Source organism: Pseudomonas sp. GL_135 (assembly GCF_057834665.1).
This window is the reverse complement of the sequence record NZ_CM174408.1, coordinates 4,733,096-4,757,238: the sequence shown is the minus strand read 5'-3', so window position 1 is coordinate 4,757,238 and position 24,143 is coordinate 4,733,096. Positions and strand designations below refer to the sequence as shown.

20 protein-coding genes and 2 tRNA genes are annotated in these 24,143 nt (G+C 58.0%); 21 read left to right on the top strand and 1 reads right to left on the bottom strand.

The features are described from left to right. Positions 1-237: 237 nt before the first annotated feature. From grpE to greA, 7 genes are all read left to right on the top strand, one after another. A complete protein-coding gene (grpE, locus tag AC3ISG_RS21055) occupies positions 238-804 on the top strand; it encodes a nucleotide exchange factor GrpE (protein WP_489297874.1) in 567 nt (188 codons plus the stop codon). A gap of 59 nt (positions 805-863) precedes the next feature. Beyond that, a complete protein-coding gene (dnaK, locus tag AC3ISG_RS21050; RefSeq protein WP_489297873.1) occupies positions 864-2,825 on the top strand; it encodes a molecular chaperone DnaK in 1,962 nt (653 codons plus the stop codon). 322 nt (positions 2,826-3,147) lie between these two features. Further along, positions 3,148-4,278 carry a molecular chaperone DnaJ gene (dnaJ, locus tag AC3ISG_RS21045; RefSeq protein WP_489297872.1) on the top strand — a complete coding sequence of 377 codons (1,131 nt, stop codon included), beginning with the start codon at positions 3,148-3,150 and terminating at the stop codon, positions 4,276-4,278. A 10-nt stretch (positions 4,279-4,288) separates the two neighbouring features. Continuing rightward, the gene (gene dapB, locus AC3ISG_RS21040) at positions 4,289-5,095 is read left to right on the top strand and encodes a 4-hydroxy-tetrahydrodipicolinate reductase (RefSeq protein ID WP_489297871.1); all 807 of its coding nucleotides are present in this window, start codon (positions 4,289-4,291) and stop codon (positions 5,093-5,095) included. A 300-nt stretch (positions 5,096-5,395) separates the two neighbouring features. Next, complete coding sequence (gene carA / locus AC3ISG_RS21035; protein ID WP_489297870.1) at positions 5,396-6,532, top strand: glutamine-hydrolyzing carbamoyl-phosphate synthase small subunit; 1,137 nt, start codon at positions 5,396-5,398, stop codon at positions 6,530-6,532. A 122-nt stretch (positions 6,533-6,654) separates the two neighbouring features. After that, a complete protein-coding gene (gene carB / locus AC3ISG_RS21030; protein WP_369318943.1) occupies positions 6,655-9,876 on the top strand; it encodes a carbamoyl-phosphate synthase large subunit in 3,222 nt (1,073 codons plus the stop codon). After that, entirely contained in the window at positions 9,873-10,349 is a 477-nt protein-coding gene (gene greA, locus AC3ISG_RS21025; protein ID WP_122535420.1) for a transcription elongation factor GreA, read from the top strand. Before carB ends, greA begins: the two co-directional genes overlap by 4 nt. A gap of 169 nt (positions 10,350-10,518) precedes the next feature. On the opposite strand, the gene AC3ISG_RS21020 is transcribed toward greA, so the two are convergent. Then, complete coding sequence (locus AC3ISG_RS21020; RefSeq protein ID WP_489297869.1) at positions 10,519-10,827, bottom strand: YhbY family RNA-binding protein; 309 nt, start codon at positions 10,825-10,827, stop codon at positions 10,519-10,521. A gap of 107 nt (positions 10,828-10,934) precedes the next feature. Between AC3ISG_RS21020 and rlmE the strand changes: the two genes are divergently transcribed. From rlmE to rpsO, 14 genes are all read left to right on the top strand, one after another. Further along, positions 10,935-11,585 carry a 23S rRNA (uridine(2552)-2'-O)-methyltransferase RlmE gene (rlmE, locus tag AC3ISG_RS21015; RefSeq protein WP_065987607.1) on the top strand — a complete coding sequence of 217 codons (651 nt, stop codon included), beginning with the start codon at positions 10,935-10,937 and terminating at the stop codon, positions 11,583-11,585. A 189-nt stretch (positions 11,586-11,774) separates the two neighbouring features. Continuing rightward, positions 11,775-13,685: an ATP-dependent zinc metalloprotease FtsH gene (gene ftsH, locus AC3ISG_RS21010; RefSeq protein ID WP_122535421.1), complete on the top strand. Its 1,911-nt coding sequence runs from the start codon at positions 11,775-11,777 to the stop codon at positions 13,683-13,685. Positions 13,686-13,693: 8 nt separating this feature from the next. Next, positions 13,694-14,545 carry a dihydropteroate synthase gene (gene folP / locus AC3ISG_RS21005; protein WP_489297868.1) on the top strand — a complete coding sequence of 284 codons (852 nt, stop codon included), beginning with the start codon at positions 13,694-13,696 and terminating at the stop codon, positions 14,543-14,545. A 16-nt stretch (positions 14,546-14,561) separates the two neighbouring features. Further along, positions 14,562-15,905, top strand: a complete 1,344-nt coding sequence (glmM, locus tag AC3ISG_RS21000; protein ID WP_122535423.1) for a phosphoglucosamine mutase — start codon at positions 14,562-14,564, stop codon at positions 15,903-15,905. 66 nt (positions 15,906-15,971) lie between these two features. Further along, a complete protein-coding gene (tpiA, locus tag AC3ISG_RS20995) occupies positions 15,972-16,727 on the top strand; it encodes a triose-phosphate isomerase (protein WP_489297867.1) in 756 nt (251 codons plus the stop codon). 4 nt (positions 16,728-16,731) lie between these two features. Continuing rightward, positions 16,732-17,115, top strand: a complete 384-nt coding sequence (gene secG, locus AC3ISG_RS20990) for a preprotein translocase subunit SecG (RefSeq protein ID WP_122535425.1) — start codon at positions 16,732-16,734, stop codon at positions 17,113-17,115. A 44-nt stretch (positions 17,116-17,159) separates the two neighbouring features. Further along, a tRNA-Leu gene (locus tag AC3ISG_RS20985) sits at positions 17,160-17,245 on the top strand. Between the two features lie 97 nt (positions 17,246-17,342). After that, positions 17,343-17,419: transfer RNA gene (locus AC3ISG_RS20980), tRNA-Met, on the top strand. Positions 17,420-17,546: 127 nt separating this feature from the next. Further along, the gene (gene rimP, locus AC3ISG_RS20975; protein ID WP_163022007.1) at positions 17,547-18,005 is read left to right on the top strand and encodes a ribosome maturation factor RimP; all 459 of its coding nucleotides are present in this window, start codon (positions 17,547-17,549) and stop codon (positions 18,003-18,005) included. Between the two features lie 59 nt (positions 18,006-18,064). After that, positions 18,065-19,546, top strand: a complete 1,482-nt coding sequence (nusA, locus tag AC3ISG_RS20970) for a transcription termination factor NusA (protein ID WP_065987602.1) — start codon at positions 18,065-18,067, stop codon at positions 19,544-19,546. A 27-nt stretch (positions 19,547-19,573) separates the two neighbouring features. Further along, the gene (gene infB, locus AC3ISG_RS20965; RefSeq protein WP_122535427.1) at positions 19,574-22,102 is read left to right on the top strand and encodes a translation initiation factor IF-2; all 2,529 of its coding nucleotides are present in this window, start codon (positions 19,574-19,576) and stop codon (positions 22,100-22,102) included. Between the two features lie 161 nt (positions 22,103-22,263). Further along, on the top strand, positions 22,264-22,665 hold the full coding sequence (rbfA, locus tag AC3ISG_RS20960; RefSeq protein ID WP_122535428.1) for a 30S ribosome-binding factor RbfA: 402 nt from the start codon (positions 22,264-22,266) through the stop codon (positions 22,663-22,665). 3 nt (positions 22,666-22,668) lie between these two features. Further along, positions 22,669-23,586 (top strand): tRNA pseudouridine(55) synthase TruB, encoded by a 918-nt coding sequence (gene truB / locus AC3ISG_RS20955; protein ID WP_065987599.1) that lies wholly within the window; start codon positions 22,669-22,671, stop codon positions 23,584-23,586. Positions 23,587-23,737: 151 nt separating this feature from the next. Next, positions 23,738-24,007, top strand: coding sequence for a 30S ribosomal protein S15 (gene rpsO / locus AC3ISG_RS20950; protein ID WP_037015114.1), 270 nt, complete (start codon positions 23,738-23,740; stop codon positions 24,005-24,007). Positions 24,008-24,143 lie beyond the last annotated feature (136 nt).

Genomic DNA, 24,143 nt, shown 5'->3' with positions numbered 1-24,143 from the left:
TGTTTTGCTTTGGGCTGACAATGCCCGGCCTTAGCTCGATTTGATAGGTCATCGCCATTTTTTAGCATCAATCCTGCATTTCGCCACCGCGTAAAGCCGCCGAACTCATGTCAGCACATTTGTAGGGTTATTCGGCGGATCCTGCACCCAGGCCCCTTGAACACGGAAATTACGACCCCATATAGCCGGGCAGAGGCGTGAGTTGAGCTCACGGATGTAATTAGAAGGAGAGAATTTATGGCTGACGAACAGAACCCGGACATGCAGGCCCAGGATCAGGCTGCTGACATGGCGACTTCTCAAGATGATCTGGCAACCCGCGTGCAAGTGCTTGAAGAACAGCTGAAGGCGGCGCAGGACCAGTCTCTGCGTGTAGCTGCGGATCTGCAGAACGTCCGCCGCCGTGCTGAGCAGGATGTAGAGAAGGCGCATAAGTTTGCGCTTGAAAAATTTGCCAGCGATCTGCTGCCGATCGTTGACAGCCTTGAGCGTGGCCTGGATTTGTCCAACCCGGATGACGAGAGCATCCGGCCCATGCGTGAAGGCATCGAGCTGACGTTGAAGATGTTCTACGACACGCTCAAGCGCTACCACCTGGAAGCCATTGATCCACACGGCCAGCCATTCAACGCCGAGCACCATCAGGCAATGGCGATGCAGGAAAGCGCTGACGTGGAGCCGAACAGCGTGCTCAAGGTTTTCCAGAAGGGTTATCAGCTCAATGGCCGTTTACTTCGCCCGGCCATGGTCGTGGTCAGCAAGGCGCCATCGCCTGTTTCGCCGTCTATTGACGAGCAGGCTTGAAATTAGCTGAGTGGCCCCCATTTACAGGCCAAGCGTTTAAGAATTACCGCAATTTGTAAATGCAGTTGCGGCAACCAAATTTAAGTTTCGGGAGATTCAACATGGGCAAGATTATCGGTATCGACCTGGGGACCACCAACTCCTGCGTCTCGGTTCTGGAAAACGGCGTCGCCAAGGTCATCGAGAACGCGGAAGGCGCACGCACCACCCCTTCGATCATTGCGTATGCCAATGACGGCGAGATTCTTGTTGGTCAATCGGCCAAGCGTCAGGCTGTCACCAACCCGCACAACACGCTGTACGCAGTGAAGCGCCTGATCGGCCGTAAGTTCGACGAAGAAGTCGTTCAGAAAGACATCAAGATGGTGCCGTACAAAATCGCCAAAGCTGACAACGGCGATGCGTGGGTAGAAGTCAACGGCAAGAAAATGTCCGCGCCTCAGATTTCGGCTGAAATTCTGAAGAAAATGAAGAAGACCGCTGAGGATTACCTCGGCGAGGCAGTAACGGAAGCGGTTATCACCGTTCCGGCTTACTTCAACGACAGCCAGCGTCAGGCCACCAAAGATGCCGGTCGTATTGCGGGTCTGGACGTCAAGCGCATCATCAACGAACCAACCGCAGCCGCACTGGCTTACGGTATGGACAAAGCGAAGGGCGACCACACCGTCATCGTTTATGACCTGGGTGGCGGTACGTTCGACGTCTCCGTTATTGAAATCGCTGAAGTCGATGGCGAGCACCAGTTCGAAGTGTTGGCCACCAACGGCGACACCTTCCTGGGTGGTGAAGACTTCGACAACCGCCTGATCGATTACCTGGTCGACGAATTCAAGAAAGAATCCGGCATGAACCTGAAGGGTGATCCGCTGGCGATGCAGCGTCTTAAAGAAGCTGCCGAGAAAGCCAAAATCGAGCTGTCTTCGAGCAATTCGACCGACGTGAACCTGCCGTACATCACTGCAGACGCCACCGGCCCTAAGCACTTGAACGTGAAGATTTCCCGCGCCAAGCTGGAATCGCTGGTTGAGGATCTGGTGCAACGTACCATCGAGCCTTGCCGCATTGCGCTGAAAGACTCGGGTATCGAAATCAGCGCGATCAACGACGTGATTCTGGTCGGCGGCCAGACCCGCATGCCACTGGTTCAGCAGAAGGTCACCGAGTTCTTCGGTAAGGAAGCGCGTAAAGACGTTAACCCTGACGAAGCCGTTGCCATGGGTGCAGCGATCCAGGGTGCGGTACTGGCCGGCGACGTAAAAGACGTTCTGCTGCTGGACGTGAGCCCGCTGACGCTGGGTATCGAAACCATGGGCGGCGTGATGACGGCGCTGATCGAGAAAAACACCACGATTCCTACCAAGAAATCGCAAGTGTTCTCGACTGCCGACGACAACCAGAGCGCAGTGACCATTCACGTGCTGCAGGGCGAGCGTAAGCAGGCGACTCAGAACAAATCCCTGGGTAAGTTCGATCTGGCCGAGATTCCACCAGCACCGCGTGGCGTGCCTCAGATCGAAGTGACCTTCGACATCGACGCTAACGGCATTCTGCACGTCGGCGCGAAAGACAAGGCGACAGGCAAGACTCAGTCGATCGTGATCAAGGCCAACTCCGGTCTGTCGGATGAAGAAATCCAGCAGATGATTCGCGATGCTGAAGCGAACTCGGACGAAGACCGCAAGTTCGAAGAGCTGGCATCTGCCCGCAACCAGGGCGACGCGCTGGTGCACTCGACTCGCAAAATGGTCACAGACGCCGGCGACAAAGTCACCGCTGAAGAAAAAACCGCTATCGAGGCCGCACTGGTTGCACTTGAAGCCGCTGTGAAGGGCGACGACAAGGCTGCCATCGACGCCAGGATCGAAGAGCTGTCGAAAGTCTCCGCGCCGGTCGCTCAGAAGATGTACGCCGAGCAAGCCGAAAAACCTGAAGGCGGTGCCCAGGCCGCTCAGGAAGAAAGCAAGCCGGCTGACGACGTAGTCGACGCCGAGTTCGAAGAAGTAAAAGACCACAAGTAAGCGCAGGCTCACTTGATCGCCGGTTGACTGCTTTCTAACAGTCGCTGGTAGGATGTCGCCGCGCGGGAGCTTGCTCCCGCGTTGGCGTGTCTGGAACACCCAAAATTTTCAAGCACGCGAAGCTGTATCGCGGGCTTTGTGGCAAAGCCGGATGCTCCTGCACTCCGGCTTGTTCTGCCGCTTTTCACGGTCGATCAAAGGCCGCTGAACCAAGACCAGGATCGTTTAATGACGTGAGTTGGGTCCGGGCCTGAAAGGGGCTCAACGAGTCCGGCAGACTCAGGAGGGTCATGCCGGACGTCCTCAAGAGTGCGGAAAATTTATGTCAAAGCGTGATTATTACGAAGTATTGGGAGTGGAGCGTAGCTCCAGCGAAGCGGACCTGAAGAAGGCGTATCGCCGTCTCGCAATGAAATTTCACCCTGACCGCAACCCGGGTGACAAGGCTTCGGAAGACGCCTTCAAAGAAGCCAACGAAGCGTACGAAGTTCTTTCCGATGCCAGCAAGCGCGCGGCCTATGACCAATACGGTCATGCCGGTGTGGATCAGGGCATGGGGGGTGGTGGTTTCGGCGGCGGTGGCGCCAACTTCTCCGACATCTTCGGCGATGTCTTCAGCGACTTCTTCGGTGGCGGCCGTGCTGGCGGCGGTGGTCGTGGCGGTGCCCAGCGTGGCAGCGACCTTCGCTACACCCTCGAATTGAATCTTGAAGAAGCCGTGCGTGGCACCACCGTCAGCATCCGTGTCCCGACACTGGTCAACTGCAAGCCGTGCGACGGCAGCGGCGCCAAAAAAGGCTCGTCCCCGGTGACCTGCCCGACGTGCGGCGGCATTGGCCAGGTGCGTATGCAGCAGGGCTTCTTCTCTGTTCAGCAGACCTGTCCGCGTTGCCACGGCAACGGCAAGATCATTTCCGACCCTTGCGACTCCTGCCATGGCGAAGGCCGTGTCGAAGAATCGAAGACGCTGTCGGTCAAGGTGCCGCCAGGCGTCGACACCGGCGATCGCATTCGTCTGTCGGGCGAAGGTGAAGCGGGGACGCAGGGCGGCCCAACGGGCGACCTGTACGTTGTGATCAACGTGCGTGAACATGCCATCTTCCAGCGCGACGGCAAGCACCTGTACTGCGAAGTGCCGATCAGCTTCACCGACGCTGCGCTGGGTGGTGAGCTGGAAGTGCCGACGCTGGACGGTCGCGTCAAGCTGAAGATCCCGGAAGGCACGCAAACCGGTAAGCAGTTCCGTCTGCGCGGGAAAGGCGTGGCCCCTGTGCGTGGCGGTGGCGCGGGCGACTTGATGTGCCGTGTGGCGGTAGAGACCCCGGTCAATCTCGGCCGTCGTCAGCGCGAATTGCTCGAAGAGTTCCGCGCCTCCCTCGAAGGCGACAGCTCTCATTCGCCTAAAGCCAGTGGCTGGTTTGAAGGTGTGAAGCGTTTCTTCGGCGATCTCTAAGGGGCAGGGCATGCGACGCATTGCTGTGATGGGCGCCGCCGGGCGCATGGGCAAGAACCTGATCGAGGCGGTGCAGGATCGTGCGCCGCTCACCGGGCTGACAGCGGCCATCGTCCGTCCCGGCAGCACGATGATCGGCGCTGACGCCGGCGAACTCGCATCGCTGGGGCGTATCGGTGTTCAGTTGACCGGTAATCTGGAGCAGGTCATGGATGAGTTTGACGTCCTGATCGACTTCACACTGCCCGACGTCATGCTGAAAAACCTGGCGTTCTGCCGTAAGGCGGGCAAGGCGATGGTCATTGGTACCACCGGCTTGAGCGTCGACCAAAAGCATCTGCTGGTGGAAGCGAGTCGAGATATTCCAGTCGTCTTCGCATCCAATTTCAGTGTGGGGGTGAACCTGTCGTTCAAGCTGCTGGATCTGGCGGCGCGAGTGATGGGTGAAGATGCAGACATCGAGATCATCGAAGCTCATCACCGCAACAAGGTCGACGCGCCATCGGGTACGGCGGTCAGCATGGGTGAGGTCGTTGCCAATGCCCTGGGGCGTGATTTGAGCAGGGTCGCCGTTTACGGTCGTGAGGGCTACGCCGGTGTTCGTGAGCGGGAGACGATCGGCTTCGCCACGGTCCGTGGCGGTGACGTTGTGGGTGATCACACTGTGTTGTTCGCTGCCGAGGGTGAGCGTCTGGAGATTACGCACAAGGCTTCCAGTCGGATGACCTTTGCCAAGGGCGCAGTGCGTGCCGCGCTGTGGCTTGATGGCAAGGCGCCGGGTCTTTACGACATGCAGGACGTACTCGACCTGCGGTGAGTCTTCCGGCGCTTACATGTCACCAGTAACAATGCGGGCAGGAGAGGGGCTTTCCCTGTATCCTGCCCGCAGTTTCAAGCCATTACACACCCGCTACGCGATGTCCCGTCGCACTCCCCAGCCCTCACGGCAATTTTAGCGGTGGATTAAAAAGACCTCTTTCTGTAAGCTACAGCTTTAGTGTGTCCACTAAAAGCGCGCAGATAATTCTATGAAAAAAGCGGGGTGACGTGTCTATACGTCATTCCGCTTTTTTACAACCTGCGATCGCCCTTTCAGGCTTTATTACGGGAGGTCTTCTTGACTAAGCCAGCCATACTCGCCCTTGCTGATGGCAGCATTTTTCGCGGCGAAGCCATTGGTGCCGACGGTCAAACCGTTGGTGAAGTGGTGTTCAACACCGCAATGACCGGCTATCAGGAAATTCTTACCGATCCTTCCTATGCCCAGCAAATCGTCACCCTGACTTACCCGCACATCGGCAACACCGGCACCACGCCGGAAGATGCCGAGTCCGACCGCGTCTGGGCGGCGGGTCTGGTCATTCGCGACCTGCCACTGGTTGCGAGCAACTGGCGTAACAAGATGCCCCTGGATGAGTATCTGAAAGCCAATAAAACCGTTGCGATTGCGGGCATCGACACACGCCGTCTGACGCGCATCCTTCGCGAGAAGGGTGCTCAAAATGGCTGCATCATGGCTGGCGACAACATTTCCGTAGAGGCCGCCATCGCGGCAGCACGAGGTTTCCCAGGTCTGAAGGGCATGGACCTCGCCAAGGAAGTCAGCACCAAAGACACCTACGAGTGGCGCTCCACGGTCTGGAACCTGCAGTCCGACAGCAGCCCCGAGGTCGCCGCAGCCGACTTGAAGTACCACGTGGTCGCCTGGGACTACGGCGTCAAGCTGAACATCCTGCGCATGCTGGTGGAGCGCGGTTGCCGTGTAACGGTCGTACCGGCGCAAACCCCGGCCAGCGAAGTGCTTGCGCTCAAGCCGGACGGCATTTTCCTGTCCAACGGCCCTGGCGATCCGGAACCCTGCGACTACGCCATTCAAGCGATCAAGGATGTGCTCGAGACCGACATTCCGGTGTTCGGTATCTGCCTGGGCCACCAGCTGCTGGCGCTCGCCTCCGGCGCTCGGACCATCAAGATGGATCTGGGCCACCACGGCGCCAACCACCCGGTTCAGGACCTCGACACAGGCGTGGTCATGATCACAAGCCAGAACCATGGTTTTGCGGTGGACGAAGCGACCCTGCCGAGCAACGTTCGCGCGATTCACAAGTCGCTGTTTGATGGCAGCCTGCAGGGCATTGAGCGCACCGACAAGGACGCGTTCAGCTTCCAGGGTCACCCTGAAGCGAGCCCGGGCCCGACTGACGTCGCGCCGCTGTTCGATCGCTTCATCACAGCCATGGACAAACGCCGCTGAGGCTGCCTTGCGACTGTAGCGAACAGGTGACCGCGGCGGACCGGACCCGATCCGACAGCCCGCCCGGCACCTGAGATGTTCAAGACGGCTTGCCGACTGACACAGGATTCGAGTGACAACCCATGCCAAAACGTACAGACATTAAAAGCATCCTGATTCTTGGCGCTGGCCCGATCGTGATCGGCCAGGCCTGCGAATTCGACTACTCCGGCGCCCAGGCCTGCAAGGCCCTGCGCGAAGAGGGTTACCGCGTCATTCTGGTCAACTCGAACCCGGCCACCATCATGACCGACCCGGCCATGGCGGATGCGACCTACATCGAGCCGATCAAATGGGCGACCGTCGCCAAGATTATCGAAAAAGAACGCCCTGACGCGCTGCTGCCAACCATGGGCGGCCAGACCGCACTGAACTGCGCACTGGACCTGGAGCGCGAGGGCGTTCTGGAGAAGTTCGGCGTTGAAATGATCGGCGCCAATGCCGACACCATCGACAAGGCTGAAGACCGCTCGCGTTTCGACAAAGCCATGAAATCCATCGGCCTGGCGTGCCCGCGTTCCGGTATCGCTCACAGCATGGAAGAGGCCAATGCGGTCCTCGAAAAGCTGGGTTTCCCGTGCATCATTCGTCCGTCCTTCACCATGGGCGGCACCGGTGGCGGCATCGCGTACAACCGTGAAGAGTTCGAAGAAATCTGCGCCCGCGGTCTCGACCTGTCGCCGACTAAAGAGCTGCTGATCGACGAGTCGCTGATCGGCTGGAAAGAATACGAAATGGAAGTTGTCCGCGACAAAAAGGACAACTGCATCATCGTCTGCTCCATCGAAAACTTCGATCCGATGGGCGTCCACACTGGCGACTCCATCACCGTTGCGCCAGCACAGACGCTCACCGACAAGGAATACCAGATTCTGCGTAACGCTTCGCTGGCGGTCCTGCGCGAGATCGGCGTCGAAACGGGCGGCTCCAACGTTCAGTTCGGTATCTGCCCTGACACCGGCCGCATGGTTGTTATCGAGATGAACCCACGGGTTTCTCGTTCTTCTGCACTGGCGTCCAAGGCTACCGGCTTCCCGATCGCCCGAGTGGCAGCCAAGCTAGCTGTCGGCTACACGCTGGACGAGTTGCAGAACGAAATCACCGGCGGCAAGACCCCGGCGTCGTTCGAGCCGTCGATCGACTACGTCGTCACCAAGCTGCCGCGCTTTGCGTTCGAGAAGTTCGCGAAAGCTGACGCGCGTCTGACCACTCAAATGAAATCGGTCGGCGAAGTCATGGCCATCGGCCGGACGTTCCAGGAATCCCTGCAGAAAGCTCTGCGCGGCCTTGAAGTGGGCGTCAGCGGTCTCGATCCGAAGCTGGACCTGAGCAATCCGGAAAGCATGAGCATTCTCAAGCGCGAACTGACGGTTCCGGGTGCCGAGCGCATCTGGTACGTAGCCGACGCTTTCCGTGCCGGCATGACGGTTGAACAGATTTTCGGCATGAACATGATCGACCCTTGGTTCCTGGTGCAGATCGAAGATCTGATCAAGGACGAGGAGAAGGTCAAGACTCTCGGTCTGTCGGCGATTGACCGCGACATTATGTATCGCCTCAAGCGCAAGGGCTTCTCGGACGCACGCCTGGCCAAGCTGCTGGGTGTGACCGAGAAAAACCTGCGCACGCACCGTCACAAGCTGGACGTGCTGCCGGTCTACAAGCGCGTTGACACCTGCGCCGCCGAGTTCGCCACCGACACTGCGTACATGTACTCCACGTACGAGGAAGAGTGCGAAGCCAACCCGACGAATCGCGACAAGATCATGATTCTGGGTGGCGGTCCGAACCGCATTGGCCAGGGCATCGAGTTCGACTACTGCTGCGTGCACGCTGCGCTGGCGCTGCGGGAGGACGGGTACGAGACCATCATGGTCAACTGCAACCCGGAAACCGTATCGACCGACTACGACACCTCCGACCGGCTGTACTTCGAGCCAGTGACCCTGGAAGACGTGCTGGAAATCGTCCGCGTCGAGAAGCCGAAAGGCGTGATCGTTCAGTATGGCGGGCAGACCCCGTTGAAACTGGCTCGCGCGCTGGAGGCCGCAGGCGTGCCGATCATCGGCACCAGCCCGGACGCCATTGACCGTGCAGAAGACCGTGAGCGCTTCCAGCAAATGGTTGAGCGACTGAACCTGCGTCAACCGCCAAACGCTACGGTGCGCAGCGAAGACGAGGCGATTCGGGCCGCTGCGAAAATCGGCTACCCGCTAGTGGTGCGTCCGTCCTATGTACTGGGCGGCCGTGCGATGGAAATCGTCTACGAAGAAGACGAACTCAAGCGCTACCTGCGTGAAGCGGTTCAAGTGTCCAACGACAGCCCGGTGCTGCTTGATCACTTCCTCAACTGCGCGATCGAAATGGACGTTGATGCCGTCTGCGACGGTACCGACGTGGTAATCGGCGCAATCATGCAGCACATCGAACAGGCCGGCGTTCACTCCGGTGACTCGGCATGCTCGCTGCCACCGTATTCGCTGCCGGCGCATATCCAGGACGAAATGCGTGAGCAGGTCAAGAAAATGGCACTGGAGCTCGGCGTTGTCGGACTGATGAACGTGCAACTGGCATTGCAGGGCGAAGATATCTACGTCATTGAAGTGAACCCGCGCGCCTCGCGTACGGTGCCGTTCGTTTCGAAGTGCATTGGTGTCTCGCTGGCAATGATTGCAGCTCGAGTCATGGCCGGTAAAACGCTGAAAGAGCTCGGCTTCACCAAAGAAATCATCCCCAATTTCTACAGCGTGAAAGAGGCGGTGTTCCCGTTCGCCAAGTTCCCGGGCGTTGACCCGATCCTCGGCCCAGAGATGAAGTCGACCGGTGAAGTCATGGGTGTCGGTGACACCTTCGGCGAAGCCTTCGCCAAAGCCCAGATGGGCGCCAGTGAAGTGCTACCGACTGGCGGAACGGCTTTCATCAGTGTGCGTGATGACGACAAGCCCCTGGTGGCAGGTGTTGCACGTAGCTTGATCGAGCTGGGCTTCGACATCGTTGCAACCGCCGGCACTGCACGTCTGATCGAAGAGGCGGGGCTGAAAGTTCGCCGCGTCAACAAGGTGACCGAGGGCCGTCCACACGTGGTCGACATGATCAAGAATGACGAAGTCACACTGATCATCAACACCACCGAAGGTCGTCAGTCGATCGCCGACTCCTACTCCATTCGCCGCAATGCCCTGCAGCACAAGATTTACTGCACCACGACCATTGCCGCGGGCGAGGCCATCTGTGAAGCGCTGAAGTTCGGCCCTGAAAAAACCGTGCGCCGCTTGCAGGATCTACACGCAGGACTCAAAGCATGATCAAGTACCCAATGACCGTTCAGGGCGCTCGCGCCCTGGAAGAAGAACACGCACACCTGACCAAGGTGGTTCGTCCCAAGCTCAGCCAGGACATCGGGACTGCGCGTGAGCTGGGCGATCTCAAGGAAAACGCCGAATACCATGCCGCCCGCGAACAGCAGGGCATGGTCGAAGCGCGTATTCGCGACATCGAAGGCCGAATCCAGAATCAGGTGATCATCGACGTCACTACGATCCCTCACACCGGAAAAGTGATCTTCGGCACCACTGTCGAAATCGCGAACGTTGAGACGGACGAGCGCGTCACCTACCACATCGTGGGTGAGGACGAAGCTGACTTCAAATTGGGCAAGATATCGGTGGGTTCGCCGCTTGCTCGCGCGTTGATTGGCAAGGAAGAAGGCGATGTCGTCGCTGTGAAAACACCGAGCGGTGTGATCGAGTACGAAATCGTGGAAGTGCGTCACGTCTGATGATCGACACCCGCTTTGCGCGGGTGGTGATTCAGCCAGCGGGTTCGAAGGTCATTGACTGACCTTTCGAGCCGGCGGTCGCATGTCCGGTCTGACCGAGTCTGCGCTCATGTTTCCGGGTGAGCGCCGAGTCGTAAGGTCAGCGCTTATTCGCCCTGACCCGACAGGATCAGTTGAAGCGGTGGACGTTGGAAAGCTGCTTGTTTACCCTCGGGTTCTTGCGGTAAATCAGCGCCATTTTGCCGATCACCTGCACCAGATCGGCCTTACCGACTTTGCACAGTTCAGCGATGGCTGCCAGGCGGCTCTCGCGGTCGAGGATGTTGAGTTTGATCTTGATCAACTCGTGATCACCCAGCGCGCGCTCTAGTTCGGCCAACACACCTTCAGTCAGACCATTGTCCGCCACCATCAACACCGGTTTCAGATGGTGACCAATGGATTTGTATTGTTTCTTCTGCTCTTGAGTGAGCGGCATAATCTGACCTCTGCGTCTGATCTTGTAAAAAGCGGCGGCCAGTTTACCCGAGCGAGTCCGGGACCGCCCGGTTAATCGCGACTCGTCCTAATTTTTTGAGGTGCTCCGTGGCACGTTCCAAAACCAGCCATAACTGGCTTAAAGAACACTTCGACGACAAGTACGTCAAAATGGCGCAGCGGGATGGTTACCGTTCCCGCGCCAGTTACAAGCTTCTCGAGATCCAGGAGAAAGACAAAATCATTCGTCCCGGCATGACGGTCATCGACCTTGGCGCAGCGCCAGGGGGCTGGTCCCAAGTGACCAGTCGTCTGATTGGTGGTCAGGGCCGTTTGATTGCATCGGACATCCTGGAAATGGACAGCATTCCCGACGTGACCTTCATCCAGGGGGATTTCACCCAGGATGAAGTGCTCGCCCAGATCCTCGAGGCTGTGGGTAATACGCAGGTAGACCTTGTGATTTCCGACATGGCCCCCAATATGAGTGGATTGAGCGCTGTGGATATGCCGCGCGCGATGTTCCTCTGTGAACTGGCGCTGGATCTGGCCGGCCGTGTACTGCGTCCTGGTGGGGATTTCCTGATCAAGGTCTTCCAGGGTGAGGGCTTTGACGTGTACCACAAGGACATCCGCAAGCTGTTCGACAAGGTGCAGATGCGCAAGCCCTTGTCGTCGCGGGATCGGTCCAGGGAGCAGTATTTGTTGGGTCGCGGGTTTCGCGGCATAGAGGGATCGGCGAGCGATGAGCGCCTTTGATCAAGCGATAGCTTTTTTCAAATAGCTTAATCAAGGGAGCGTAACCAACATCGCGTAGTCAAAGTTTCACAAAGGGTTACAGACGCCGCCTGCCACGCCTGTAGGATCTGTAGTACGTTAGGCCGGTAAATATCATGCGAGGCACGCTCCAGCGTGGAGCTTGCTTCAGAGGGTAGCTAATTGAACGATATGGCAAAGAATTTGATCCTGTGGTTGATCATCGCGGCGGTTCTCGTGACCGTGATGAACAACTTCTCCAGTCCTAACGAGCCGCAGACCCTCAACTATTCCGAATTCATCCAGCAGGTGAAGGACGGCAAGGTGGAGAAAGTTGCCGTTGATGGTTACGTCATCACCGGCAAGCGCAGCGATGGCGACTCCTTCAAGACCATCCGACCGGCTATCCAGGATAACGGTCTGATCGGTGATCTGGTCGACAACAACGTTGTGATCGAAGGCAAGCAACCAGAGCAGCAAAGCATCTGGACTCAGCTTCTCGTCGCCAGCTTCCCTATCCTCGTGATTATTGCCGTCTTCATGTTCTTCATGCGCCAGATGCAAGGTGGTGCAGGTGGTAAGGGCGGCCCGATGAGCTTTGGCAAAAGCAAAGCGCGTCTGCTGTCCGAAGATCAGGTGAAGACGACACTGGCTGACGTTGCCGGTTGTGATGAGGCCAAAGAAGAAGTCGGCGAGCTCGTCGAGTTTCTGCGCGACCCGGGCAAGTTCCAGCGCCTGGGCGGTCGCATCCCTCGTGGCGTCTTGATGGTGGGCCCTCCGGGTACTGGTAAAACCTTGCTGGCGAAAGCCATCGCGGGTGAAGCCAAGGTACCGTTCTTCACGATTTCCGGTTCTGACTTCGTAGAAATGTTCGTCGGTGTTGGTGCAAGCCGGGTCCGTGACATGTTCGAGCAGGCCAAGAAGCATGCGCCTTGCATCATCTTCATCGACGAAATCGATGCGGTAGGTCGTCACCGTGGCGCCGGCATGGGCGGCGGTCATGATGAGCGTGAGCAGACGCTCAACCAGTTGCTGGTTGAGATGGACGGCTTTGAAATGAATGACGGCATCATCGTGATTGCCGCTACCAACCGTCCAGATGTCCTCGACCCTGCGCTGCTGCGTCCGGGCCGTTTCGACCGTCAGGTGGTTGTGGGCTTGCCCGACATTCGCGGTCGTGAACAGATTCTCAAAGTACACATGCGCAAAGTGCCAATGGGTGACGACGTTCAGCCAGGTGTGATTGCTCGTGGTACTCCGGGGTTCTCCGGTGCCGACTTGGCAAACCTGGTAAACGAGGCATCGCTGTTCGCCGCTCGTACGGGTAAGCGCATCGTCGAGATGAAAGAATTCGAATTGGCGAAAGACAAGATTATGATGGGCGCCGAGCGCAAGTCGATGGTCATGTCCGACAAAGAGAAGCGGAACACGGCTTATCACGAGGCAGGTCACGCAATCGTGGGTCGCGTCGTGCCAGAGCATGATCCGGTGTACAAGGTGTCGATCATCCCTCGCGGTCGTGCGCTGGGTGTCACGATGTTCCTCCCGGAGGAGGATCGCTACAGCCTTTCCAAGCGTGCATTGATCAGTCAGATCTGCTCGCTGTACGGTGGGCGTATTGCGGAAGAAATGACACTGGGCTTCGATGGGGTGACCACTGGTGCTTCCAACGACATCATGCGGGCCAGCCAGATCGCTCGGAACATGGTCACCAAGTGGGGTCTTTCCGAGAAGCTGGGTCCGTTGATGTATTCGGACGAAGACGAAGGCGGGTACCTCGGCCGTGGTGGCGGCGGTCAAAATTCCAGCCTCTCCGGTGACACGGCACGTCTTATCGACTCTGAAGTGCGCAGCATCATTGATCAGTGCTACGGCACGGCCAGACAAATCCTTACGGATAATCGTGACAAGTTGGAAGCGATGGCTGACGCGCTGATGAAGTACGAAACCATCGATGCCGAGCAAATCGATGACATCATGGCAGGCCGCACACCACGTGAGCCTCGCGACTGGGAAGGTGGCTCCGGAGATTCCGGCACTCCAATCGCACCTGTAGGTCCGCGTCCGGAATCGCCGATTGGCGGCCCTGCTGCTGAACACTAAGGTCTGACATGACTTCTGCGTTTCACCCGACCCGGTTGCCTTGCGGCAACCGGGTTCTTGATTTATCCCGCACGCATGTGATGGGAATCCTTAATATCACTCCTGATTCGTTCTCGGACGGCGGGCGCTTTGCGCAGCGCGACCTGGCGTTGCGTCATGCCGAAGCGATGATGCTGGCGGGCGCGACTTTGATCGATGTCGGTGGAGAGTCGACTCGCCCTGGTGCGCGATCTGTTTCTCCTGTTGAAGAGCTGGAGCGTGTGGCGCCTGTCGTCGAGGCGATCAGCGCCGAGCTGGATGTCATCATTTCAGTGGATACGTCAACGCCGGCCGTCATTCGCGAGACGGCGCGACTGGGGGCAGGTCTCATCAACGATGTTCGCTCGCTGCGTCGAGACGGGGCGCTGGACGCCGCTGTAGCGACGGGTTTGCCTGTTTGCCTCATGCACATGCGCGGCGAGCCGACAGACATGCAGAATGATCCTCACTACACTGACCTGATCGGCGAAGTCAGTTCCTTCCTGCGCGAGCGGATGGAGGAGTGCGTCGCGGCAGGCATTCCGGTTGAGAGCATCATCCTCGACCCGGGATTCGGGTTTGCCAAAACCCTCGAGCATAATCTGAGCCTCTTCAAGCATATGGAAGAGCTTCATGCTTTGGGCCGTCCGCTGCTGGTCGGCGTCTCTCGCAAGAGCATGATCGGCAAGGTTCTCGACAAGCCTGTTGATCAGCGTCTAAATGGTGCGCTGGCGCTGGCCGCCATGGCGATGGTCAAAGGCGCAAAAATCCTGCGTGTGCATGACGTCCCGGAGACGGTTGACGTGGTGCGTATGATTGCTGCTGTTGAATCAGCTAAATAAGAAATCTGGAGCACCCATGAACACAAAAAAATACTTCGGTACCGACGGTATCCGCGGACGTGTAGGCCAATTCCCGATCACCCCTGATTTCATGCTGAAATTGGGATGGGCAGCAGGGATGGCCTTCCGGAAAATGGGCGCATGCCGGATTCTGGTCGGCAAGGACACACGTATTTCGGGCTACATGTTCGAGTCGGCGCTTGAGGCAGGTTTGTCCGCAGCCGGAGCGGATGTGATGCTGCTGGGTCCGATGCCGACGCCTGCGATTGCTTATCTGACGCGTACGTTTCATGCCGAAGCGGGCATCGTGATCAGTGCGTCGCACAACCCGCACTACGACAACGGCATCAAATTCTTCTCCGGGCAGGGCACCAAGCTGCCTGATGAAATCGAACTCATGATCGAAGAGCTCCTCGACTCGCCTATGACGGTCGAGGAGTCAGATAAGCTGGGCAAAGTGTCGCGTATCAACGACGCTGCGGGTCGTTATATCGAATTTTGTAAGAGCAGTGTTCCGACCAGTACTGATTTTGAGGGGCTGAAGCTCGTTGTCGATTGCGCCCACGGTGCAACGTACAAAGTGGCGCCGAATGTGTTCCGTGAGCTTGGCGCCGAGGTGACCGTGCTGTCGGCGGCCCCCAATGGGCTCAACATCAATGACAATTGCGGCTCAACCCACATGGAAGCGCTGCAGGCTGCCGTTGTCGAGCATGGCGCTGACCTGGGCATCGGTTTTGACGGTGATGGCGACCGCGTGCTGATGGTCGATCACACCGGCGCGATCGTCGATGGCGATGAACTGCTTTACATCATCGCGCGTGACCTACAGGAACGCGGCCAGTTGCAGGGAGGTGTCGTCGGCACCCTGATGAGCAACCTCGGGCTGGAGCTGGCACTTGCCGATCTTGACATCCCGTTCGTGCGCGCCAACGTGGGCGATCGTTATGTCATCGCCGAACTGCTGGAGCGTGACTGGCAGGTGGGCGGCGAGAACTCTGGTCATGTCGTGTGCTTCCGGCATACCACGACGGGGGATGCGATCATCGCCGCGCTTCAGGTACTGCTGTCGATGAAGCGTACCGGTCAGAGCCTCGCGCAATCGCGTTCAGGTTTGAAGAAATGCCCTCAGGTCCTGATCAACGTGCGCTTTGAGGGTAGAGGCGTTGATCCGGTCAAGCATCCTGCTGTCATTGAAGCGTGTGACCGCGTGACCGCCGCCATGGGCGGGCGTGGGCGTGTTCTTCTGCGCAAGTCCGGTACCGAGCCGCTGGTGCGGGTAATGGTCGAGGGCGAGGACGAAATCCTGGTCCGTGGGTATGCCGATGAGCTGGCAAAACTGGTTGCTGAAGTTTGCGTCTGATTTCGGCTTGCCAGTGTTGAAACTGTTGGGTAACATCTGCGCCCACTTTGACCGACGAGGTACAGCATGCGTCGCCCTATGGTAGCTGGTAACTGGAAGATGCACGGTACCCGCGCCAGCGTCGCTGAGCTGATCGAGGGGCTTGCAAATCTCGCCCTTCCGGGTGGCGTAGATGTGGCGGTCTTCCCGCCGAGCCTGCACGTGAGTCTTGTGGTTGATTGCCTGGAAGGGCAGTCGATTTCCGTTGGTGCGCAGAATTGCGCCCATCAAGCCGGGCAAGGCGCGTTGACCGGAGAAGTGTCGTCGACTCAGTTGGCGGATGCAGGCTGCAAGTTTGTGCTTGTTGGGCACTCAGAGCGTCGTCAGGTAATGGGCGAAAGCAATGAAGTACTCAATCGCAAGTTCGAGGCTGCTCAGGCAGCGGGTCTGACGCCGATACTGTGCATCGGCGAGACACTTGAAGAGCGCCAAGCCGGCAAGACGCTCGAAGTTGTCGGGCAGCAGCTGGACAGCATCATCGAGGAGCTTGGCATCGGTGCTTTCGTTAATGCGGTAGTTGCTTATGAGCCAGTCTGGGCCATCGGTACCGGACTGACTGCCTCGCCGGAACAGGCGCAGGAAGTGCACGCAGCGATTCGTGCGCAATTGATGAAAGAGAATTCTGAAGTCGCACAAGGTGTGCGTCTTCTATATGGCGGCAGCGTGAAGGCGGCCAATGCGGCCGAACTGTTCGGCATGCCGGATATCGATGGAGGCCTCATTGGTGGTGCCTCCCTGAATGCAGATGAGTTCGGTGCGATCATTCGCGCCGCGGGAAACTGAAAAAATGCTGGAAACAGTCGTAGTCGTTCTTCATCTGCTGGGTGCTCTGGGCGTTGTTGCTCTGGTTTTGCTGCAGCAGGGCAAAGGTGCTGACGCTGGCGCATCTTTTGGAGCAGGTGCATCAAATACTGTGTTTGGTGGGCAAGGTTCCTCTACCTTTCTCAGTAAACTTACTGCTATACTTGCCGCCTGTTTCTTCATGACTAGCTTAGGGTTAGGTTACTTTGCTAAAGAGAAAGCTCACCAGCTGACTCAAGTAGGTTTGCCAAATCCAGCGGTACTGGAAGTGAAGCAAAAGCCGGCAGCAGATGATGTTCCGGTTCTGGAAGGGCAACAGAAACCAGCTGCAGTACCTGCTGATGTTCCTGTCACTCCAGAGCAAAAGTAATACCGGATTCGCAGCTGTTTTTGGGGCTGCAAAAGAGTTGTAATGCCGAGGTGGTGGAATTGGTAGACACGCAACCTTGAGGTGGTTGTGCCCATAGGGTGTAGGGGTTCGAGTCCCCTTCTCGGTACCAATTAACAAGAAAGCCCGCAGTAGCGGGCTTTCTTGTAGGTGGATGTGTCGGATTGACCCAAATTTGGATCGGTCGTATACTTCCGCCCCAGCTTTGTCGCGGGGTGGAGCAGTCTGGTAGCTCGTCGGGCTCATAACCCGAAGGTCGTTGGTTCAAATCCAGCCCCCGCAACCAGTTTTAGCGGAGCCCCTTTTCAGGGGCTTTTTGTTAGCTGGACACTTTATGACGCCGCTTTTCGCCGGCGTTTTCGTGATTGGGCTTTTGCCCATTTTTTATTTGCAGCATGCACGAGGGGGTTCAGGTGTCGAGCAAGCTAGAAGAGTTGCAGGCCTTGTTGGCCCCGGTGGTCGTGGCCCTAGGCTATGAATGCTGGGGTATCGAGTATTCGTCTCAAGGGCGTCACTCGATGTTGCGCGTCTATATCGATAAAGAAGGCGGCGTGTTGGTGGACGATTGCGCGATCGTCAGCCGTCAGATCAGCGGTATTCTGGATGTGGAAGATCCGATCAGCTCCGAATACACGCTCGAAGTTTCCTCTCCAGGCATGGAACGCCCACTGTTCACGATTGAGCAGTTTGCCGAGTTTGCCGGGGCACAAGTGAAGATAAAGCTGCGTTCGCCGTTTGAAGGTCGACGCAACTTTCAAGGCCTTCTCCGCGGGGTGGAGGAGCAGGACGTCGTGGTTCAGGTTGAAGATCACGAGTTTCTGTTGCCGATCGATCTGATCGACAAAGCCAACATTATTCCCACGTTTGACTAAGACGTGCCAGATACAGCGGATCCCGCGGATCCAATGGCTTGCGAAAGGCGAGGCGTACGATGAGCAAAGAAGTACTGCTGGTTGTTGAATCGGTATCCAATGAAAAAGGCGTACCGGCCGATGTGATTTTTGAAGCGCTTGAGATAGCTTTGGCCACGGCCACCAAGAAGCGTTTTGAAGATGAAGTAGACCTGCGTGTCGAGATTAATCGTCAAACAGGTGCCTATGAGACTTTCCGTCGCTGGACCGTCGTCGAAGAAGACGACCTCGACGACCCGGCTATCGAAACGTGGCCGAGCAAAGTTGCCCTGACGCACCCGGGCGCCAACGTTGGCGACGTTGTAGAAGAAAAGATCGATTCCATCGAGTTCGGCCGCATCGCTGCGCAAACTGCCAAGCAAGTCATTGTGCAGAAAGTTCGCGAAGCTGAGCGAGCTCAAGTCGTGGACGCCTACCGTGAGCGTCTGGGCGAAATCATTTCCGGCACTGTTAAAAAGGTTACACGTGACAATGTCATCGTCGACCTTGGTAACAATGCCGAAGCTCTGCTGGCGCGTGAAGACATCATTTCGCGGGAGACTTTCCGCGTGGGTGTCCGCGTCCGTGCATTGCTCAAAGAGATCCGCACCGAAAACCGCGGCCCTCAGCTGATCCTGTCGCGTACCGCGCCGGAAATGCTGATCGAGCTGTTCCGGATTGAAGTTCCGGAAATCGCCGAAGGACTCATTGAGGTGATGGCTGCCTCCCGTGATCCTGGTTCGCGTGCAAAGATCGCAGTTCGCTCCAAGGACAAACGCATTGACCCGCAAGGCGCGTGCATCGGCATGCGTGGTTCTCGCGTGCAGGCTGTTTCCGGCGAGTTGGGCGGCGAACGTGTGGATATCGTGCTTTGGGACGATAACCCGGCGCAGTTCGTCATCAACGCCATGTCGCCTGCCGAAGTGGCAGCGATCATCGTTGATGAAGATGCCCACGCCATGGACATCGCTGTAGGCGCAGACAACCTCGCCCAGGCGATTGGCCGTGGTGGCCAGAACGTGCGTCTGGCCAGTCAGCTGACTGGCTGGACCCTTAACGTGATGACCGAATCGGACATCCAGGCCAAGCAGCAAGCGGAAACCGGCGACATCCTGCGCAACTTTATCGACGAGCTGGAAGTCGATGAGGATCTCGCTCAGGTTCTGGTAGACGAAGGCTTCACCAGCCTGGAAGAGATTGCCTACGTACCGTTGGAAGAAATGCTCAACATCGACGGCTTTGACGAAGACACCGTCAACGAGCTTCGCGCTCGTGCCAAGGATCGTTTGTTGACTAAAGCCATCGCTACTGAGGAAAAGCTGGCAGACGCCCATCCGGCCGAAGACCTGCTCTCGCTTGAGGGTATGGACAAGGATTTGGCGATGGAACTGGCGGTGCGCGGCGTAATTACCCGCGAAGACCTGGCCGAGCAGTCTATTGACGATCTGCTCGACATCGACGGCATTGACGATGATCGTGCCGGCAAGTTGATCATGGCCGCCCGAGCCCATTGGTTCGAGTAAGTAGATGCGGCCTGAGGAGAGAAGTGCATGACGCAAGTCACGGTGAAAGAACTGGCCAAGACGGTCGACACACCGGTAGAGCGCCTGTTACAGCAGATGCGTGAGGCAGGTTTGCCGCACAACGCCGCCGAACAAGTTGTGACCGATATCGAAAAGCAAGCCCTGTTGACGCACCTGAAAAGCGGTCACAAGGCCAAGGTGGAAGAGCCGCGCAAGATCACTTTGCAGCGCAAGACCACCAGTACCCTTCGCGTTGCTGGCAGCAAAAGCATCAGCGTTGAAGTACGTAAAAAGAAAGTCTTTGTTCAGCGCAGCCCGGAAGAAATCGAAGCCGAACGCAAGCGCGAGCTGGACGAACGTCGTGCGGTAGAAAACGCCGCTCGTCAAAAGGCTGAAGAAGAATCCCGTCAGCGTGCCGAAGAAGAAGCGCGCCGTCAGCCTTCGTCGGGTGCCCCCGCTGCCGAGGCTGTTGCAGCGCCGGCACCGGCTCCGCAAGCTGCCGAGCCAGCTCGGGAGACTCCGGCTGCGGCACCTGCTGCGCCTGTCGCCGATCGCAAGAAAGACGAACAGCGTCGTCCTGACAAACCACGCAACGACGATAACAATCGTCGCAGCGGCGGCGGTGGTGATGGCGATCGCAAGAACGCCCCGCATCGCGCATCGGTCAAGGAAAAGGCGCCAACGCCACGCGTTGCTCCTCGTACTACCGACGAAGAAAGCGATGGCTTCCGTCGCGGCGGTCGCGGCAAGGCCAAGCTGAAGAAGCGCAACGCGCACGGTTTCCAGAGCCCTACCGGCCCTGTCGTTCGTGAAGTGAAGATCGGCGAAACCATCAGCGTGGGCGATCTCGCTCAGCAGATGTCGGTCAAAGCTGCCGAGATCATCAAGTTCATGTTCAAGCTGGGTACTCCGGCCACCATCAACCAGGTTCTGGATCAGGAAACTGCCCAGCTGGTCGCTGAAGAACTGGGCCACAAAGTGACCCTGGTCAGCGACACCGCGCTGGAAGATTCCCTGGCCGAGTCCCTGAAGTTTGAAGGTGAGACGTTCTCCCGTGCGCCGGTTGTAACGGTCATGGGTCACGTTGACCACGGTAAAACATCGCTCCTCGACTACATCCGTCGTGCCAAGGTTGCTGCTGGCGAAGCCGGTGGTATCACCCAGCACATCGGTGCATACCACGTAGAAACCGAGCGTGGCATGGTGACGTTCCTCGATACCCCGGGTCACGCTGCGTTTACCGCAATGCGTGCTCGTGGTGCCAAGGCAACCGACATCGTGATTCTGGTTGTCGCTGCAGACGACGGCGTGATGCCGCAGACCATCGAAGCCGTGCAACACGCCAAGGCTGCCGGTGTTCCGCTGGTCGTTGCCGTTAACAAGATCGACAAGCCGGGCGCCGACCTGGACCGTATCCGCAGTGAGCTTTCGGTTCACGGCGTCACGTCCGAAGAGTGGGGCGGTGAGACACCTTTCGTCTCGGTCTCCGCGAAGATGGGTACCGGCGTCGACGAGCTGCTTGAAGCCGTTCTGCTGCAGGCCGAGGTTCTGGAATTGATGGCAACGCCGTCTGCTCCGGGTCGTGGTGTTGTGGTTGAATCGCGTCTGGACAAGGGCCGTGGCCCGGTTGCCACTGTTCTGGTTCAGGACGGTACGCTGCGTCAGGGCGACATGGTTCTGGTTGGCTCCAACTACGGTCGCGTTCGGGCAATGCTCGACGAGAACGGCAAGCCAATCAAGGAAGCCGGTCCGTCGATCCCTGTCGAGATTCTTGGCCTGGATGGTACGCCGGACGCTGGCGACGAGATGAGCGTTGTTGCCGACGAGAAGAAAGCCCGTGAAGTGGCTCTGTTCCGTCAAGGCAAGTTCCGCGAAGTCAAGCTGGCCCGTGCTCACGCCGGCAAGCTGGAAAACATCTTCGAGAACATGGGTCAGGAAGAGAAGAAGACGCTCAACATCGTCCTCAAATCCGATGTCCGTGGTTCTCTGGAAGCGTTGCAGGGTGCCTTGAATGGCCTGGGTAACGACGAAGTGCAAGTGCGCGTAGTGGGCGGCGGTGTCGGTGGTATCACCGAAAGCGACGCCAACCTGGCACTGGCCTCCAACGCTGTACTGTTCGGCTTCAACGTGCGTGCCGATGCTGGTGCGCGCAAGATCGTCGAGCAGGAAGGTCTGGATATGCGTTACTACAACGTCATCTACGACATCATCGAAGACGTCAAGAAGGCCCTCACCGGCATGCTTGGCAGTGACGTTCGGGAGAATATCCTGGGTATCGCTGAAGTCCGCGACGTGTTCCGCTCGCCGAAATTCGGCGCGATCGCCGGTTGCATGGTCATCGAAGGCGTTGTCTTCCGTAACCGTCCAATCCGTGTACTGCGTGAAGACATCGTTATCTTCGAAGGCGAGCTGGAATCCCTGCGCCGCTTCAAGGATGACGCTTCCGAAGTGCGTGCCGGCATGGAATGCGGTATCGGCGTCAAGAGCTACAACGACGTCAAGGTCGGTGACAAGATCGAAGTCTTCGAGAAGGTCCAAGTGGCTCGCAGCCTCTAAATCGCGAGCTTCAGGAGTCATGGCTTGCGCCGCATGAAAATGTCAGGCGTCGGTCATGGACTCTAAACGCAACGCCCGGTCCGGCTCTCGCCAGGCCGGGCGTTTGCCGCTTTCAGACCACATGGCTTTAGCCATGGGTCAGCAGTGACAGGTAACAAGACATGGCAAAAGAATACAGCCGTACCCAGCGTATCGGCGATCAGATGCAGCGTGAGCTGGCACAGCTGATCCGTCGTGAAATCAAAGACCCCCGCGTGGGGCTGGTCACCATCACCGCCGTCGACGTCAGCCGTGATGTCGGACACGCGAAAATCTTCATGACCGTGATGGGGCAGGACAGCGCCGAAGAGATCGCGCAGTCGATCAAAGTGCTCAACGCCGCTGCAGGCTTCCTGCGTATGCAACTGGCGCGTGAGATGAAGCTGCGCAGCGTTCCGCAGCTGCATTTCCATTACGACGAAAGCGTTGCCCGTGGCGCGCACTTGTCGGCCTTGATCGAGCGTGCCGTGGCTGAAGATGGTCAGCACCAAGCCGCACCCAAGCAAGACGGTCCGGAGGAATAAGGCGTGGCTCAGGTCAAGCGTATTCGCCGTAACGTCAGCGGGATCATCCTGCTCGACAAGCCGCTGGGCTTCACGTCCAACGCCGCGCTGCAAAAAGTGCGCTGGTTGCTCAACGCTGAAAAAGCCGGCCACACCGGCAGTCTTGATCCGCTGGCGACCGGCGTTCTGCCGCTGTGCTTCGGTGAAGCGACAAAGTTTTCGCAGTACCTGCTCGATTCCGACAAGGGTTATGAAACCCTGATGCAGCTCGGCAAGACCACCACCACGGCCGACGCCGAGGGTGAGGTTCTGCAGACGCGGCCTGTGACCGTTGGTCGTTCGGATATCGAAGCGGTGCTTCCGGCATTTCGCGGGGATATCAGTCAGATACCGCCGATGTACTCCGCCCTCAAGCGGGACGGTCAGCCGTTATACAAGCTGGCCCGGGCTGGGGAAGTGGTGGAGCGCGAACCGCGTTCTGTTACTATTGCGCGCCTGGAATTATTGGCGTGCGAAGGTGAGACCGCGCGTTTGGCTGTCGACTGCACCAAAGGCACCTATATTCGTACCCTTGTGGAAGATATCGGTGAGAAGCTGGGCTGCGGTGCATACGTCGCTCAGTTGCGTCGCACCCAGGCCGGCCCTTTCACGCTGGCCCAGACGGTAACGCTGGAAGAGCTGGAAGCGGTGCATGCCGAAGGCGGTAATGAGGCGGTTGATCGCTTCCTGATGCCATCGGACAGCGGGTTGCTGGATTGGCCGTTGTTGCAGTTCTCGGAGCACAGTTCGTTTTACTGGCTGCATGGTCAGCCAGTGAGAGCCCCCGACGCGCCGAAGTTCGGCATGGTGCGGGTGCAGGATCATGAAGGACGCTTCATCGGGATCGGTGAAGTGAGTGAGGACGGGCGCATTGCGCCGCGTCGACTGATTCGGTCAGAGTGACCGGACCCGTCGCGGCAGGGTTTCCTGGCACGGCGGTACGAGGGTGGCTGTTAACAGGCATGGTCACTCCTCACATTTAAATACGAGAGTCAGCTCTCGGCCTGTTGAAGCCGTCTCCCAGGAGCGGTTTCTTGATAAAAGGAATGCCCACATGGCACTCAGCGTTGAAGATAAAGCTCAGATCGTAACCGACTACCAGCAAGCTGTTGGTGATACTGGTTCGCCAGAAGTGCAAGTTGCACTGCTGACCGCCAACATCAACAAACTGCAAGGCCACTTCAAGGCCAACGGTAAGGATCACCACTCCCGTCGTGGTCTGATCCGTATGGTAAACCAGCGTCGCAAGCTGCTGGATTACCTGAAAGGTAAGGACGTTAGCCGTTACAGCGCCCTGATCGGTCGTCTGGGTCTGCGTCGCTAATAACGACTCGGATAGAGGTTGGTTGTTCGTCATGCTCCGCTGGTTTTACCAGCGGGCTGGCGGGCTCCCAGCCTCTAGTTGTATCTGGGCTGCCGAAGGGTCCGATTCCCCTCGCTGCCCAAGAATTCGCAAGAAA

What these genes read in the sequence shown, in the direction of transcription:
- grpE (WP_489297874.1), top strand. Translation starts at nt 238, where the DNA reads ATGGCTGACGAACAGAACCCGGACATGCAGGCCCAGGATCAGGCTGCT.
- dnaK (WP_489297873.1), top strand. Translation starts at nt 864, where the DNA reads ATGCAGTTGCGGCAACCAAATTTAAGTTTCGGGAGATTCAACATGGGC.
- dnaJ (WP_489297872.1), top strand. Translation starts at nt 3,148, where the DNA reads ATGTCAAAGCGTGATTATTACGAAGTATTGGGAGTGGAGCGTAGCTCC.
- dapB (WP_489297871.1), top strand. Translation starts at nt 4,289, where the DNA reads ATGCGACGCATTGCTGTGATGGGCGCCGCCGGGCGCATGGGCAAGAAC.
- carB (WP_369318943.1), top strand. Translation starts at nt 6,655, where the DNA reads ATGCCAAAACGTACAGACATTAAAAGCATCCTGATTCTTGGCGCTGGC.
- greA (WP_122535420.1), top strand. Translation starts at nt 9,873, where the DNA reads ATGATCAAGTACCCAATGACCGTTCAGGGCGCTCGCGCCCTGGAAGAA.
- AC3ISG_RS21020 (WP_489297869.1), bottom strand. Translation starts at nt 10,827, where the DNA reads ATGCCGCTCACTCAAGAGCAGAAGAAACAATACAAATCCATTGGTCAC.
- ftsH (WP_122535421.1), top strand. Translation starts at nt 11,775, where the DNA reads ATGGCAAAGAATTTGATCCTGTGGTTGATCATCGCGGCGGTTCTCGTG.
- folP (WP_489297868.1), top strand. Translation starts at nt 13,694, where the DNA reads ATGACTTCTGCGTTTCACCCGACCCGGTTGCCTTGCGGCAACCGGGTT.
- glmM (WP_122535423.1), top strand. Translation starts at nt 14,562, where the DNA reads ATGAACACAAAAAAATACTTCGGTACCGACGGTATCCGCGGACGTGTA.
- tpiA (WP_489297867.1), top strand. Translation starts at nt 15,972, where the DNA reads ATGCGTCGCCCTATGGTAGCTGGTAACTGGAAGATGCACGGTACCCGC.
- secG (WP_122535425.1), top strand. Translation starts at nt 16,732, where the DNA reads ATGCTGGAAACAGTCGTAGTCGTTCTTCATCTGCTGGGTGCTCTGGGC.
- nusA (WP_065987602.1), top strand. Translation starts at nt 18,065, where the DNA reads ATGAGCAAAGAAGTACTGCTGGTTGTTGAATCGGTATCCAATGAAAAA.
- infB (WP_122535427.1), top strand. Translation starts at nt 19,574, where the DNA reads ATGACGCAAGTCACGGTGAAAGAACTGGCCAAGACGGTCGACACACCG.
- rbfA (WP_122535428.1), top strand. Translation starts at nt 22,264, where the DNA reads ATGGCAAAAGAATACAGCCGTACCCAGCGTATCGGCGATCAGATGCAG.
- rpsO (WP_037015114.1), top strand. Translation starts at nt 23,738, where the DNA reads ATGGCACTCAGCGTTGAAGATAAAGCTCAGATCGTAACCGACTACCAG.